General features: G+C 67.8%; 9 protein-coding genes. 2 read left to right on the forward strand and 7 right to left on the reverse strand.

Annotated elements, in window-relative coordinates; genetic code table 11:
- The first annotated feature begins 10 nt into the window (after positions 1–10).
- On the forward strand, positions 11–3,208 hold the full coding sequence (locus ACOGXI_RS15250) for an efflux RND transporter permease subunit (protein ID WP_419939672.1): 3,198 nt from the start codon (positions 11–13) through the stop codon (positions 3,206–3,208).
- Positions 3,209–3,252: 44 nt separating this feature from the next.
- On the opposite strand, the gene ACOGXI_RS15255 is transcribed toward ACOGXI_RS15250, so the two are convergent.
- From ACOGXI_RS15255 to ACOGXI_RS15265, 3 genes are read right to left on the reverse strand one after another with little or no spacing between them, the layout of a single operon-like run.
- Entirely contained in the window at positions 3,253–6,186 is a 2,934-nt protein-coding gene (locus tag ACOGXI_RS15255) for an ATP-binding cassette domain-containing protein (RefSeq protein ID WP_419939673.1), read from the reverse strand.
- Complete coding sequence (locus ACOGXI_RS15260) at positions 6,183–8,411, reverse strand: cysteine peptidase family C39 domain-containing protein (RefSeq protein ID WP_419939674.1); 2,229 nt, start codon at positions 8,409–8,411, stop codon at positions 6,183–6,185. The genes ACOGXI_RS15255 and ACOGXI_RS15260 overlap by 4 nt, the downstream gene beginning before the upstream one ends.
- A 1-nt stretch (position 8,412) precedes the next feature.
- Positions 8,413–8,619, reverse strand: a complete 207-nt coding sequence (locus ACOGXI_RS15265; RefSeq protein ID WP_419939675.1) for a hypothetical protein — start codon at positions 8,617–8,619, stop codon at positions 8,413–8,415.
- A gap of 180 nt (positions 8,620–8,799) precedes the next feature.
- Here ACOGXI_RS15265 and ACOGXI_RS15270 point away from each other — a divergent pair, with 180 nt between their 5' ends.
- Positions 8,800–9,087 carry an NHLP leader peptide family RiPP precursor gene (locus tag ACOGXI_RS15270; protein ID WP_419939676.1) on the forward strand — a complete coding sequence of 96 codons (288 nt, stop codon included), beginning with the start codon at positions 8,800–8,802 and terminating at the stop codon, positions 9,085–9,087.
- Between the two features lie 10 nt (positions 9,088–9,097).
- Here ACOGXI_RS15270 and ACOGXI_RS15275 read toward each other — a convergent pair whose 3' ends face one another.
- The 4 genes from ACOGXI_RS15275 to ACOGXI_RS15290 form a co-directional block, all read right to left on the reverse strand.
- Positions 9,098–10,309, reverse strand: coding sequence for a hypothetical protein (locus ACOGXI_RS15275; RefSeq protein WP_419939677.1), 1,212 nt, complete (start codon positions 10,307–10,309; stop codon positions 9,098–9,100).
- A 24-nt stretch (positions 10,310–10,333) separates the two neighbouring features.
- Positions 10,334–12,673 carry a TOMM precursor leader peptide-binding protein gene (locus ACOGXI_RS15280; protein ID WP_419939678.1) on the reverse strand — a complete coding sequence of 780 codons (2,340 nt, stop codon included), beginning with the start codon at positions 12,671–12,673 and terminating at the stop codon, positions 10,334–10,336.
- A gap of 24 nt (positions 12,674–12,697) precedes the next feature.
- Entirely contained in the window at positions 12,698–14,035 is a 1,338-nt protein-coding gene (locus tag ACOGXI_RS15285) for an FAD-binding protein (RefSeq protein WP_419939679.1), read from the reverse strand.
- 168 nt (positions 14,036–14,203) lie between these two features.
- A complete protein-coding gene (locus ACOGXI_RS15290) occupies positions 14,204–15,385 on the reverse strand; it encodes a pyridoxal phosphate-dependent aminotransferase (protein ID WP_419939680.1) in 1,182 nt (393 codons plus the stop codon).
- Between the last annotated feature and the right edge of the window lie 60 nt (positions 15,386–15,445).

The following is a 15,445-nucleotide window of genomic DNA, read 5'->3' on the forward strand; positions in this document are numbered from 1 at the left end:
GGTAGCTGGCATGCGCCGTAGCGCCCGGCGGGGCCCGATCGCCTACATGGCGAAGAACGGCACCGCGGTCAACGTCGTCATGCTCGTCCTGCTGGTCGGCGGTCTGCACGCGGCGTTTGGTCTCGTGCAGGAGGTGATCCCCGACGTCTCCCTGGACCGCGTCCAGGTCCTCGTTCCCTACCCGGGCGCCTCTCCGGAGGAGGTCGAGGAGTTGATCGTCCGCAGGATCGAGGAACAGATTCGCGGCGTGGAGGGCCTTGAACGCGTGACCGCGATCGCCTCCGAGGGGCTCGCGTCGGTCATCGCCGAGTTCAAGGCCGGGACGGACATCGACCGCGTGCTCAACGAGATGAAGGCGGAGGTGGACCGCATCCCGACGTTCCCGGCGGATGCGGAACGGCCGGAAGTACGCGAGATCACCAGCCGACAGCGCTTCATGCGCCTCCTCGTCCATGGCGACGTGCCGGAGCGCACGCTCAAGGAGCTTGCGTACGGGATCGAAGAGGGAATCTCGGCGCTGGCCCAAGTGTCCCTCGCCAGTACGAGCGGGACTCGCCCGTACGAGATATCGGTCGAGATTCCCCAGCGGCGGCTTCGCTCGCTGGGCCTTACCCTGGAGGACGTCGCGCGCGCGGTGCGGCAGGGTTCGCTGGAACTTTCCGCCGGCAAGGTGTCCGCCGGCGGAGACGAGATACTCGTCCGTACGCTGGGACGGAAGTACGTACAGGCGGATTTCGAGGACATCATCGTCCTCACCCGTCTGGACGGAACGGCGGTCCGCGTGGGCGATATCGCCACGGTCCGCGACGGTTTCGCGGACACCGAGCTGCGCGTGCGCTACAACGGCCGCCCGGCCGCTCGCGTGGACGTGTACCGGACCTCCGACGAACAGCTGCTGGGCATCAGCGCGGCGGTGCAGGACTACCTGGCGACCGATGTCCTGCCCGGCCTGCCCGCGGGCGTGGACGTCGCGATCTGGAGCGACGACTCGGACCTGGTGGGCGGGCGGCTGGGCCTCATGGTGAAGAACGGACTGCTCGGCCTGGTCCTCGTCTTCATCGCCCTCGCCCTGTTCCTGGAGATCCGGCTCGCGCTGTGGGTGGCCGTGGGTCTGGCCGTCTCGTTCACGGGGGCGTTCCTCGTGATGGACTTCCTGGGCCTGTCCATCAACATGTTCTCGCTGATGGGCCTCATCCTCGCGCTGGGGATCGTCGTCGACGATGCGATCGTGGTGGGGGAGAGCGTCTATTCCGAGCGGGAGAAGGGCGCCGGCGGGCTGGCGGCGGCGATACGCGGCACGAAGTCCGTCAGCGGTCCCGTCATATTCTCCGTCCTGACGACGATCGTCGCCTTCTCGACTCTCATGACGGTGCCGGGCCCTCAGGGCAAACTGGCGCGGGCCATCCCCATCGTCGTCATCTCCGTCCTGGTCGTTTCGCTCCTGGAATCGCTGCTGATCCTGCCGAACCACCTGTCCCACCTGCCCGCGCCCGGCCGCTCCCGCCATCGAGCCGCGGAACTTTTGCGCCGGATCCGGGAACGCGTGGACATCTTCGTCAAGCGCTTTGTCGAGGGGCCGCTCGACCGCGGGTTGCGACTGGCCACGGGACAGCCTTTCGTCGTGCTCGCCTCCGCGGCGGGGCTGCTCGTCCTCTCGTCCGCTCTCGTGCTCTCGGGCATCGTCCCGAGCCGGTTCATCATCCCGCTGGAGGGCGACATCGTCTCCGCCAGTCTGAGGTTGCCCACCGGTACGCCGGGCGAACAGACGGGCGACGTGGCCGACCGCGTGGCGGCAGCCGGACACCGCGCCGTGGCGCGCGTTGCGGCGGAGCGGGGCACGGCGGCCGGCGATCTGCCACTCGAGGTTGCCGTAGCGGTCACGGTGGGTCAGCCGGCCGAACTCTTCGACCCCCTGGCCGGCGACGCGTTTCAGTCCGCTCGCGGCCACCTCGCGACCGTCCAGTTCAAGCTCATCGATTGGGAGCGCCACGGCATCTCCGGATCCACGCTTGAGCGGGCGTGGCGGGAGGAGGTCGGCGAGGTCCCCGAGGCGACGGCGCTCTCGATTACATCCAGCATCGTCGGCGGAGACCTCCCCGTCCACTACGACCTCTCCTATCCCGACCCGGTCCGTTTGCGCGCGATCGCCGACGACGTCGCCGCGGAACTCGCCGGCATCGATGGCGTCTTCGACGTACGGACCAACCTGGACGAGGGGTTCGGCGAACTGCAGCTCGAACTTGACCCGGCCGCCCGCACGCTCCACCTGACCGTGGACGAATTCGCTCGCCAGGTGAGATCGGCCTTCTTCGGTTTGGAGGCGCTCCGGGTGCCACGTGGTCGTGAAGACGTGCGGGTCTACGTGCGGCTTCCGGAAGAGGAGCGGAACTCCGCGGTCGATATCGAGAGATACATGGTGCGGACGCCGGGCGGCGGCGAGGTGGAGCTGGGCCAGATCTCCTCAGCGCGTTTCGCACGGTCCACATCGGCCATCCATCGGCTCGACGGGCGGCGGTTCGTGACGGTCACCGCGGACGTGGATGCGGTGAACGCGACGGGCCGTCAGGTGGACGATCGCCTGGAGCGCGGGTTCTTCGCGTCCCTCGAAGCCCGCGATCCAGGCTTCCACTACGTTTTCGGCGGCCAGCGCAGACAGCAGGATAACGTCAATGCCGCCCTGGCCAGATCGGGATTCCTCGCCCTGATCATCATGTACGCGCTGATGGCGATCCCGTTCGGATCCTGGCTTCAGCCGCTCATCGTACTCGCCGCCATACCCCTTGGGGCCATCGGCGCGCTGGCGGGACACATGCTGCTGGGCCTCGATCTCAGCATCTGGTCGCAGCAGGGGCTGATCGGAGTGGGCGGCGTCGTCATCAACGACTCGCTCGTGATGGTCAAGTTCATGAACGATTTCAGGGACTCCGGCATGGAGCCGCGAGAAGCCATCATCGCCGGGTCCAAGGTCCGCTTCCGGGCCATACTCCTGACGTCGGTAACCACGTTTCTCGGCGTGGCGCCGCTGGTGTTCGAGACGAGCACCCACGCCCGGCATCTTGTCCCGCTGGCGACATCGGTCGGATTCGGCGTCCTCGTCGCCACTTTCCTTCTGCTGCTGGTCGTGCCGGCGCTCGCCGCGGTACAGCACCATGCCGGAGAACGGTTACGTCGCGCGCTGGCGCGAAGATGGCGCCGTTCTCGGCGCTGACCAGACCGCGCCCCGCCCCCCGATCCACCTCCGTCGGCCGCCGGTCAGGCCATCTGCCGACGCACCAAGTCCCGGAACGCACCCGGGGCCTCGGCCAGTTCCGCGAAGGAACCTTCCTGCACGATCCTGCCCTTCTCAAGGACGTATATTCGGTCGGCCTGGCGCAGCGTGGAAACGCGGTGCGCAACCACGATCCGTGTCGACGTGAGGCCTGCCAGACTGGCCAGGACCCTTGCTTGCGTTTCGTTGTCCAGCCAGTTCGTGGCTTCGTCGAGCATCAGAATGCGGGGATTGCGGATCAGCGCATGAGCGATCCGGATCCGCTGGCTCTCGCCTCCCGACGTGACGGCGGCACCCGCGCCCACCTGCGTCAGCATGCCCATCGGCATCGCCGCGATCTCGCGATCGATTGCGGCAAGCCGCGCCGCCCGCCACGCCTCCTCCGCGGTCGCGTCCTGGTGGTCGCCGACGATGTTGTCCCACAGATCCTGCGGGTGAAGCCGCACCCCCTGCGGCACGACGCCGATCCGCCGGCGCACCTCCTTGAGATCGAGTTGTTGAAGGTCTCGGCCATCGTAGTAGACCGACCCGCCGGAAGGCTCTTCCAGCCCGAGCGCGAGCCGCAGCAGCGTGCTCTTCCCGGCCCCGGACGCGCCGGCGATGGCGACGAATTCACCCGTACGGGCCGTGATCGATACTTCGTCGAGGATCAGCGGCCCGTCCGTTTCGCGGCGGAAGGAGACGCGGTCGAACACGACCTCGCCACCCAGTGCCTCGGGGAATTCCCCTTCGGCTCTCGTCTCGGGGGGTTCGGCCAACAGGGGCCGCAGCTGATTCCATGCGGGCACGAGGGCGGCCAGCGCGCCGAAGGACTCACCCAGGCGGATGACCGCCCTCTGATAGAGCAGGAACAGAACGAAGACGGCGATGAATTCGCCGGCCCCGACGGAGTCCGGGCCGGATAATGTCACGACCAGGATCACCATCGCACCGGCCAGCAAGGGCAGAGAGGTGCCGAATGCCCGCAGGTGTGTCTCCAGCGCGCCGAGCTCCAGTTCCGCGCGCTTCTGCTCGCGATAGCCTCGCGCCCAGGCCGCAAATCCCGAGCCCTCGGCGCCGTCCACGCGCAGTTGGGGTATGCCATTGATGAGTTGGAACAGTCGGCTGGACAGACGCCGGACGGCCTTCAGCCTGCGGTCGTGCGGGGTGATCTGCCGCATTCCGAGCGCCACGGTCGCGAACAGCGACAGCAGGCCGAAGGCGGCCGTCAGCCCTCCGAGTCGGGCATCGCGCAGGGCGATGAGCAGGAACGCGGGAGAGAGGAAGAGGATGGACATCACGCCGTTGCCGATCACGCCCTGCGCGGCGTCGCGCGCATTCTGGAACGTCATGCCCCGCATGGCGAGGTCGCTGGCCGGATACCGTTGCAAGACGCTGGACGGCAACTGGAGCAGACGGTCCCAGAACGCGGCCTCCAGTCGGGAGGTGGCTCGGCCCTCGATGCGCATCAGGGTCATACCCTGGAGGAAGTAAAGGAGGGCGCGGACGAGACCGAACGCCACCAGGGCTGCGCTGATTCCGTACAGGATCCCGGCATCCCCGGCCGGGATCACCTCGTCCGCGACGAAGCCGATGGCCACGGCCGGCAGCAACATCATGGACCCCCCCAGCAGCCCGGTCGCCACGAAGCGGGCCAGGTCGGCGCCCAGCCCCATCCGGGCAACCCTCCACAGGTCGCGCCACCCGGCGGCCCCGGACTCCAGCGAGGGATAGAAGACCCAGGCGTTCGGGCGCAGGGACGCGGCGCTGGCAGCCGTGACCCGACGCTTATGCCCGCCGAGGGGATCGATTTCCCTGTAGTTCCCGAACCCCCCGGGCAACAGTGCCACGGGCCTCCCGTCCTCGGCCCGGAACGCCAGCATGGCGCCGCTGTCGCCGACCCACCAACGATCTTCCGGGGCGAGCCGCACCTTTCGGCCCCGCACCCCGGACGCGTTGAGAACCCGGCCGAGCCTCGCGTCGGGAGTGGACCCTTCCGCGTCGGGCGAATCGGGTAGACGCCGGAAGACGATGCCCGCATGCCGGCCGATCACTCTCAGGACATCGTGCAGCCCCGAGTCCTCCGCCTCTTCGGCCTCCTCATCCCGGTGACCGTACACGTCGAAGAGGCGGCGGCGGGCGCGCTCCTCGTCGCCGTGGCGACTGATGACCCGCGCCCGCGCCAGATTCGCCTGATCGACGACGGCCAGTTGGCGGTTAAGCCGTTCGAGCGAGAACGCGACCCGGTTGAAGGCGTCCAGAGCGGGCAGCAACAGCCGGCGCTCGGCGAGTTCCTCGGAGGATGCCGTGGAGACCCGCGCGTCCTGCGTCAGCGTGAGCCAGGTGGCGGGCGTAAGCGGCAGCGCGCGCCCGGCGTCATCGGGCTCCGTCTCGCTTTCGACCGGGTCGACAAGACCCATGAACAGGCCAGCCGCGGGCGGCAGCCCGGTGACCCAGACGACGCCCCGGCGCGAGGCGAGGGTGCCGCTTCTCGTCTCTGGCGCTTCGCCCGATTCGACGAGTGCATCCATCTGCGGCAGATGCGTGTTGTCGCGGACCAGCATCGCGGAGATGTCCAAGAGCCACGCGTCCACCTGTTCGGTGAGTTCCGCACGGCGACTCGCGACGAGACGGGAGGCGGGAAGGCGCCGCAGCCCGGTGCCGGGCAGCCCCTTGGCGATGAGCCCCAGCGAAGTCACGCCGTCTTGAGGCGCGACGCCGGGCAGGAGGCGACCGGCGCCGGCGCGCAGCACGTGCTGCGGTGCGGACTGGTCGACTCCCCCCTGACGTTCGACCAGGAACACGTCGACCGCGCCCGATTCGATGAACCAGGCGACATCGGGATCGCCGAGGTCGACGGGCAGATTGCCTGCGCAGGGCACCGCCGTGCCCGATTCGGCCGCGATCCGAGCGAGCGTTCGGTCCTCCGGCCCGGTCATCCAGCCAACTCCGTCCGCACGAGGCGATGGTACACGCCGTCCGTGTCCGCCATCAGCTCGTCGTGGATACCACGCTGCACCGCCACGCCCTCGTCGATCACGATGATCTGATCACAGTCGCGAACGGTGCTCAGCCGGTGGGCGACGATCAGGCAACTGACGCCCCGGCGGCGCAGCGCATCGTCGACGTGCGCCTCCGTCGCGGCGTCCAGCGCGCTCGTCGCCTCGTCGAGAATCAGCACCGTCGGGTTCCCGGCCAACGCGCGGGCGATCTCCAGGCGCTGCCGCTGTCCACCGCTGAAATTGACTCCGTCTTCGTCCACGGGAGTGGCATAGCCGCGGGGCCGGCTGAGAATGTCGTCGTGGATGGCGGCGTCGTGGGCAGCGGCGACCACGTCGTCGTCGAGCACCGCGGAGTTCCACAGCGTGAGGTTGTCGCGCACGGTGGCGGAGAAGAGGACAATGCGCTGGTCCACCATCGAGAGGGAGCGCGACAGCACTTCGTCGGGAATCTCGTCTCGAGGCCGGCCATCGAACAGGATCTCCCCCGACCACGGGTGCAGGATTCCCGCGACGAGGCGTGACAGCGTCGACTTCCCGGACCCGCTCGGACCCACCACCGCGACGCGTTGCCCCGGCTTGAAGATGAGACTGAAGTCCTTGATCAGCGGGGGCCGGTTCCGGTTGTAGCCGAATGTCACGCCGCGCAACTCCACATGCCCCGCCAACCGGAGACGCCCGTTGAGAGTGGCGATCGACTGCGGTGCCTCCGCCCGGCGCGCCAGTCCCGGGTCCACCGGCGTGTCCGTGATGTCGTCCAGGCGCTGCATGTCGGTCAGAAGCGTCTGGCGCTCGTGCGCGAACTCGACGAAGCGCCCTATCGGTTCCAGGAACATCGTCGCCACGAGGTAGAACGCGAGCAGCGCGCCCAGCGTCAACTCGCCGGACATGACCTTCGTCGCCCCGAGGCCCAGCACCGCGGCACTCCCCAGTATCATGAACAGGTCGGGCGCGGCGGCCATGAGGTTGCTCAGTTCGGAGAATCGCTGGCGCACCTGCAGCTCGCGCGCCTGATGGCCGCTCCAGCGGGCGAACATGCGATCTTCGGCCGCCGTCATGCGAAGCGTGTCGGCCTGATTCAACATGATCGTACCGATACCCATCAGCAGACCCTGCTCGCGGCGCAGGGCGGAGGCCTCGTCGGATCGGGCGCGCGCGATCGGGCGCAGGAGCAGTGCGTTCAAAAGCGCCAGCGCCAACACGGCAAGCGCCAGCGGCACGTTGTACGCCAGCATGACGGCCAGGAACACGACGCTCATGGCGACGTCGACCAGCAGGCCGAGGAAGTGTTCCGACAGGCCTCGTGCGACCTTGTCGATGGACAGGATGCGCGCGGTGAGGTCTCCGACGAGCCGGTGGCTGAAGTAGTCGATCGGGAGACGCAACAGCCGCGAGACGCAGCGGTTTCCGGCAACGATGGAAATGCGAATCGCCAGACGCCACAGAAACCTCTGCTTCAGCCAGGCGACGCCATACACCAGGAGCGCGACTCCCGCCAGCGCCGCGGCCACGAGGAGTCCCCACGCCTCGCCGTCGCCGACCACGCGATCGACGAACAGGCTGGCCGCCAACGGCGCCGCCAGGGCCAGCACAGCCAGCAGCAGCCCGCAGAGGATGGCCCACGCCAACCCGTTCCAGGCCCCGCTCAGCCAGAGCGGGAGGCGGCGCAGCAGGCCGGAGGGCGCACCGCCGACCTGGAACGCAGGACCCGGACGGAATTTCAGCGTCACCCCCGTGAACCCCGCGTCGAACTCCTGCGGGGAGAGCTTGCGGTGGCCCGAGGCCGGATCGTTCAAGTAGAACCACTTGCGGTCGAACCCTTCCAGGACCACGAAGTGGTTGAATTCCCAGAAGAGAATCATGGGCAGCGGCATCCGCCTCAGCCGGTCCACCTGCACGCTCCAACCCGAGCCCTCGAGGCCGTAGTGCTCGGCGGCCCGCTTCAGCCCGGCGGCGGTGGATCCGTCCCGCCCGACTTCACATGTTCCGCGCAGTTCCGTCATCGGCACCCAGCGCCCGAAATGGGCCAGGACACTGCCGAGACACGCCGCGCCGCACTCCGTCGCGTGGGTCTGCAGGTAGAGGGGAGTGCGGACCCGTCGTCTTCGCTCGCCGCGGGGGGGCCGGCTGTCGCGCGATGCCCCCCGCGAGCCGCGCGGCGCCATGTCAGGCCGGGTCCAGGCCGAGGAGCAGGGCGAGCGAAGGTCGTCCGAGAGTGCCGAAGAGCGCCCAGGCGCCGATGGCGGCGAGAATCAGCCCGACGGCGACCAGGACGAGGCGTTCGTGGGGGGCGGTGACGCGGAGCAGGCGATCAAGCTGTTGGCGGCTCGCGCTCGCGGCGATCGCTCGTTCGCGAAACGGGTTGTTGAACATGAATCGGCCTTCCTGTCGCGTTACGGCGAACGCGTAATCCGGTCCGCCGGATTGCCTTTACGGACCGGCTGATTTAGCCCCACATAAATTGGGGGTAAGAGGGGTGCAATATCCATGCACATGGTATATTATAAGGCTTGAGTAGTCATCAAGCTCCAATTCAGCGAAGGAGGACGCAACATGAACACGATGGTGCAATCGGCGATCCAGACGTCGAACGAGATGCAGCGTCAGCTGATCGCGAGAGCAGGCGAGGATGCCGACTTCCGCGCGCAGCTCGTGGCGGATCCGAAGGCCACTGTCAAGCAGGAATTCGGCATTGATGTGCCCGACTACATCAACATTCAGGTGCACGAGAGCGACTGGAACGTCCTGCATCTCGGGCTTCCCCCGGGTCCCGATCTGGAACAGGAGCTGGACGAGGAGAGGCTGGAGGCGATCGCGGCGGGCCTTTGCTGCTGCGGCTAGTTTTCGGTCGCTAGTCGTTCGCGGGTGCCGCCGGCGGGTTCCACTGGCGGCGCCCGCTCCCTTCTCGCTCTCCCCGCCGCCGTCGTCCATCACGTAACTCTCCCCTGCGTCCGCTACCCGGCGGTAGCGGAGGGGACACAAGGCAGAACACGTAGGCCTTGACCTCGTCAAAGCGGTCGCCGACCAACGCCATCTTGAAGTGGTGGATGCCCCTGACGAGGAGCAGCATGCCACGGCGTGCGAACACTGTTTCCATCCCCGCCCACGACTCCGCGAGCGCGGACAGTTTCTCCGGCACGACGAGTCCCGGTGCGCGCAAGCCGTCGATGATTCCCATCCAGGGGGCGATGTCCTTCACCCACTGCGCGTCCTGGGCGTAGAAGCTCACGCCCAGATCGGGCCCGACGCCGCCCGGATGCACATCCAGGTGCGCGGCCAGGTGGGAGAAGGCCCCGCGTGCCTCCAGGTCCGACACGAACGGGGTGAAGGTCGAGGTTCGCCCGGGCCAGCCGGCGCGCTCCAGAAACGACGTCAACTCGCCCGTACTCCCGATGCCCGTAATCGCCAACCGCAAGCCCCTCGTCCGGGCGGGAAAGGCGCCTACGCCGCCGATCTGCGCGCCCGGCGGCCTAGCCAGAAACAGGCGTTCGGCGTGTCGGCGTTCCGCGGTGTCCGGCCCCCAGCCCGTCGCCGTGGCGACCGCGTCTGCGAGGACACCCATATCTTCAGGTTCCTGAACCGAGCCGGCGCCCGGCAGCGCATCGGCGGTGGGGTAGAGGAAGATGCCCGGATCCGGGAACGAGCCGTGGTGCGCGGGATCGACGTCATATTCGAGCAGCAGCTTCGTGCCGGCGATTCGCCGTAATGCGGCCCCCTCTCGTCCCATCTCACCCAGGAGCCGAACGACCGCCGTCGTGGAAGCATCCTCGGGTCGCGATCGTGACCACGCCTCGAAGTGCGCCGCGGACCGGCTTCCCTCGAACAGCGCGAGGCCCAGATCGGCCCTCGGTTCCCGTTCGTGCAGCCGCAACTCGAATCCGAAACCGGAGGTCGCCAGGCTGATCGGCAGCCCGTTCGTGCGCTCCACCAGCTTGTCCCACCCGGGGCCGTCGATCAGCGCGGAGGGAATCCGGCTCTTGAACTGCTCCAGCAGTTCGCCGACGGAATCCGCCTGGGCCAGCATATGCTCTTCGATGGCCGCGCGAGCTTCGTCGATGTCCATTGTTCCAGTGCCTTTCCGTGTCGTTCAGGCGATGACCGGGATCGGATTCAGTTGATCCTCCGAGAGGGGGGTTGCCCGCCAACCCATCGAGACCGGCACATCGAACAGCCGCCCGGACGCGAAGCGTGCCCAGAAGTGGCGCATGCCCGGTACGATGACGCGCGCGACCGGCATGCCAATGTCGGGCCGGGTCTGGTCCAGCACGAGAAACTCCATGCCCCGGGCTTCGACGAGCGCCCGGCAGTGCTCCACGTCGTCCCGCGTGTCAGTGGTGTCGGGAACGGGGTAGTCCGGTTTGCCGCGCGGCGACGTGCCGGGCGCCGGCGCCAGCCAGGGGTGATCCGCAAGCTTGCCGTTCTGCCACCACCACCGGCTCATGGGGTCGTCGACGGCGTGGCCGGCCCCGCTTCGCGCCGGTCCCTGTACCCATTGCAGGCACTGGTTCAGTTCACACACTGCGCGCAGGGCCGCGATCTGAGGATCCGTGTGCGCTCCGGCCCCGTAGAGGATGTCCTCGGCCTCCTGGTCGGTCCGGCGGGAGATGGCCACGAAGACCGGAATGTCGAAATCGCTCGTGGCGTCCAGCACCCACATCTCGCGCTGGCGGCGGCGATAGTATTCCCGGGCTGACGCCAGGTATTCTTCCTCGAAGCTCGCCAGGTCCACCTCCGGAAGTCCCAGCCGGTTGTACCACCAGATGGCGAAGGCGTCGCGTTCCACGAGTTCAAGGAAGCCCTGCAGAATGGCTTCCTCGAGCGTGTTGCCCGCGGCGCACCCGTTCGAATCCGCTTTGAAGACGGGACCGTCGCCTTCGTGCTCCGCCATGCCGTACAGGATCGATGTGGGCACATACCGGTGCCGCCCCTGCGTGAGCGACCACACGGGCGACCAGTCGATCTCCGCCTCCGGGTCGAGCCGCGGCGGCACGAAGTTGTACGGATGGCCGCGGGCGTTGATCCGGTCCGCGTCATCCAGTTGCCGGTCGCTGAACAGCTGTACGTCGTTCGGGCGGATCGCCTCCTGGTCTCCCGCCTTCTCGAGGTCCACAAGACGGCGTCGGGAGCGGATCTCGTCGCCGTGAAACGCGCCACTGTAGCGCTCGACCGCCTCGCAGAGCGCACTGGCCTCCGATTGTCCCTGCGTGCTGCCTTTCCCGGCGCTCTTACTCCGCAGGCTGCGTCGCAGCGAACTGAGCTTGCGGGTCCTCAGCGCCGAGTTGTTGCCGGCCCAGTACACGTGCAGCCAGGAGTCGGTCTCATCCGTGGTCCGCCGGAGCCACGTCACGACGCCGGTGATCGGACTGACGAGATGACGATACCTGGCCAGCGTCTCCTCGGGAGGGACCGAGCGCTGGCCGCCGCTGTTGAGAACGCTCTTGGGGCTCGGCCGCAGCCGCACCGCTGCGGCCGGCCGGTCGGTGCGGTGCAGAGCCTCATCGCCGCACGCGGAGCATTGCGGGCGGCGCATCGCGGGATGCTGGCCGCTCTCGTGGCCGATGAGATCCAGCGAAATGGCCCGCTCGTGGATGGGTGCCATATGCTTCAATACCAGCCATTTGGCGATTTCTGCCGCCGCCAGGCCGTATACGGCCTCCATCACGGCCGGCTCGGCCGCGCAGGGCGGCACGGCCGACGAGTTCCCACGAAGGTTGCGCAGGAAGTTGTGGACCTCCTGGTGGCCGCGCAGACGGTAGGCCAGACATGCCCAGCACGGGCCGCCCTCCGCCGGCCGGAAGACCGGCCCGAACAGCGGCTGCAAGCCGTTCGGCCTGACGAGCATCCAGGGTGTGCCGGACTCGATGTTGCGGCGATTGACGGCGTCGTGTCGTTCGTTGAGGTAGTCGTCGCAGACGATGACGACCAGGGAAGGGAGGACGCCATTCGTCTGGACGTTCTGAATGCCCACCGCGTCAAGTCGGCGGGCCAGCACGTCTGCGTCGTCGACGACCGCGATCGTAGCGGCGTCCAGGCGCTGCTCCGCCCAGCGCGGAGAGGCGCCGAGCGAGGACCAGTATGCGGCCCGCCCGGGAGGCATGGTGTGATCGCCCGACACCAGGTACCCGCGGGACGCCAGCGATACGAGCGCTGTCTCCACGTCGGGCGCCGAATGTGCGGAGGCGAGGTCGGCGACGATATCCCGGTGGGTGTGGCGGCCGTCAAGGAGCGGCACGAGGTCGCAGTGGACCTGCCCGCGCAGCAGCGTGTTGAAGGTCTCGGAAACGAGCAGCATTTCCCGGTTGCCGATCAAATGGAAGTCGAGGTGCGGGGCGAGGATCGGCAACTCGATGAGGCCGCGGTCGGCGGGCGTAGTTCGCTTCAGCAGCCCGCTCCCGGAATCCCGGTGTGATGGCTTCTTCTCGAACATGCGGTCTCCGGCGGGCACGTCGGATCAGGCCGTCGGGCGCGAAGCCGAGGGGTCGGCGCCGAACGGCATGGCCGCCCGGTGGAATACCCGTTCCGGATCGAATTCCCGCTTCCAGCGGATGCCCTGCTGGAGCATCTCGCCATAGTGTTCCGCCCACTGAGACGGGTCGTAGCCGACGCCGCCCGACAGGTAACTCTTGCCGCCGAGTCCCACGAGCCTTCTGTCGACTTCCTCCAGTTCCTTCACAAACTCCGCCGCCCGCTCATACTGGAACTCACCCATCACGGCGAGGATCGAGTATGAGATCGCCCGCTCCCCGGGCGGACGCATTAAGAGCGGCGCCTCGATCGCATCCCTTCCCACCGGATAGAGCCCGATCCAGCCCCAGGGCCTGCGCGGCGTCGCGTCCGGGTCCAGCAGCGGCTCGGCGAGCAGCGTCCGTATGGTCTCCCAGGGCAGCAACCAGTCCCTCCACGGGTGATAATGCAGCCAGCTGAAGGCCCACGAGGGATACATCCCGGCGCGCCCGACGCTGGCGGTGTCCCTCGTGTAGACGTGTTCGTCGTGCCCCAGCCCGTCGAGGAAGCCTCCATCGTCGGACGCCTCGTCGTACTCGATGCCGGCGTTGAGGACGATCAGGTTCTCGTGGTGCCGGAGTTCCGCCCGCAGGTGGTCGAAGCGGTCCGCCTCCACGAGGCGCTCGAGGTCTTTCCCGAATCGATCGAAATCGCGGTAGTGAAGCTCGTACTGCCGGAACCGTTCGCCTGCCGGGCGGAGCCGGATCCATGCCTCGGTGATGATGCCGAACTGTCCCTGGCCACTCCTCACGGCATCGAAGAGTCCCGTGTTCCGAGTAGGCGAGCACCGTACCCGCTCGCCGGCGCCGGTCACCACCTCGAGTTGTTCGACCTGTCCCACCTGCGTGCCGTAGCGATGGGAGGTCGTGCCGACCCCTCCGGCGGAGAGCGTGCCGCCTACGGTCACCTCGCCCGTGTCCACGAGCACCGGAGGCAGTCGGCGCGTGCCGGTCAGCGTATCCACGACCTTGCCCCACTGCGCTCCGCCCTGCGCGCGCACGAGCTCCGGGCTGACGGGCCTGACCCGATCCAGGCACGTCGTGTCGAGGACCACGCCCCGATCCGTCAGACTCTGTCCGCCCTGGGAGTGTCCTCCTCCTCGAATCGCCAACCGAATCCCGTCTCGCGAGGCGCAGCGCACGAGCCTCGCCACTTCCTCCACGCTGCGCGGCGTCGCCACGGCTTCCGGCACCCGCCGGGTCATTCTTCCGAAGTCGTAGGCGCGCGCCTCGCGGTCTTCCAGTTTGCGAGTTGCGCCCGGGAGAAGGTGGTCTTCCTTGGTCATCGTCGCCCTTCACGTTTCAACATCGCTGATTCGCGAAAGTCTTCGATCGGGATGATCTCGTCAAAGTGGATCGCACAGCAGACGGGGGGCCGATCATGCGGTCGTGCCCCCCGTTTCGCTGCGGTGTCCGGCTGGTTGACGCCAGCCGGCGACGTCAGCTGTCGAGCGTCAGCTGCCGCTGTTGCTGTCGGCCGCCGTCATGCCGTCGGGGAAGATCTGGTTCCACGCCGTCATGAAGCGCTTCATCTCGTCTTCCGTCCCGATGGAGACGCGCAGCCAGTCGAGCATGGGCGGGAAATCGCGGCCCACGGCCACATCGTGCTTTCGGAACTCGGCCCTGACCTCGGCCGTGGGACGTCCCGTGCGGACCATGAAGAAGTTCGTCTCCGACGGGAGCACGTCGAACCCCTGCGCCCTGAGGGCGTCGGCCGTCTGGTCGCGGAGCGTGTTCGAGGTCTCCTTGATCCAGGTCTCGTACTCCTTGTCCTCGAGCGCGGCGACGCCGCCCCACTTCACGAGCGCGTTCACGCTGCCCGTCGCGTAGTCCCGCATCTCGTCGATCATGTCCGGCGTCGCGACCCCGTAGCCGAGGCGCATGCCCGCCAGCCCGTAGATCTTCGAGAAGGTGCGCGTCACGAGCACCTTGCGGCCTTCCTTGATGTACGGGATGGCCGTCTCGTAGCGCGGGTCCTCGATGAAGTGGTGGTACGCCTCGTCGATGAGGACGGGGATGTCTTCCGGAATCCCGTCCAGCAGGCGTCGGATGTCGTCCCCGGGCACGATGACGCCGGTGGGGTTGTTGGGATTGCAAATGTAGACCATCCCCACGTCCCGGTAGTTCCGGTTCGTGACCTCGATGAGATCGTCGATGTCCTGCGTGTAGTCGGGCAGGAGCGGGCGCTCGATCACGTCCGCATCGATCCCGGAGGCGGTCCGGTAGACGGTCAGGTACGTGGGCGAAACGCCGACGACCTTCTCCTCGTGCCGGAGGAAGGCGAGTCCCGCCACGCGCAGCGTCTCGCCGGAGCCCGCGTTGATCATCACGTGATCCGTGGGGACCCCGTGGGACGCCGCGATCTTCTCGAGGATGTCGCCGTCGGGATAGCCGTAGCGGTTCGAGTACTTCCAGGCCCCCTTCATCGCCTCCAGCATCTTCTCGGAGGGCCCGTAGGGGTTCTCGTTGGAGGAGAGCTTGGCGAGATCGTCGTAGGGATCGAGGGGCTCGACGCCCTTCGGTGGAGGCTTGAGCCCGGCGCCGATGACCGCGGTCGGGTTCAGGCCCATGACGCCCAGAGCCGCGGCGGCGCCGCCCATGAAGTGTCGGCGTGAGAACGTGTGCTGGGAATCCATCGCTTCCTCCATGCTCCCTCAAGTCCCTGTCGCCCGGCCGTCGTCCGCGAACCGGGAGTG

Source organism: Candidatus Palauibacter sp. (assembly GCF_965208055.1).
Classification (GTDB): Bacteria; Gemmatimonadota; Gemmatimonadetes; order Palauibacterales; family Palauibacteraceae; genus Palauibacter.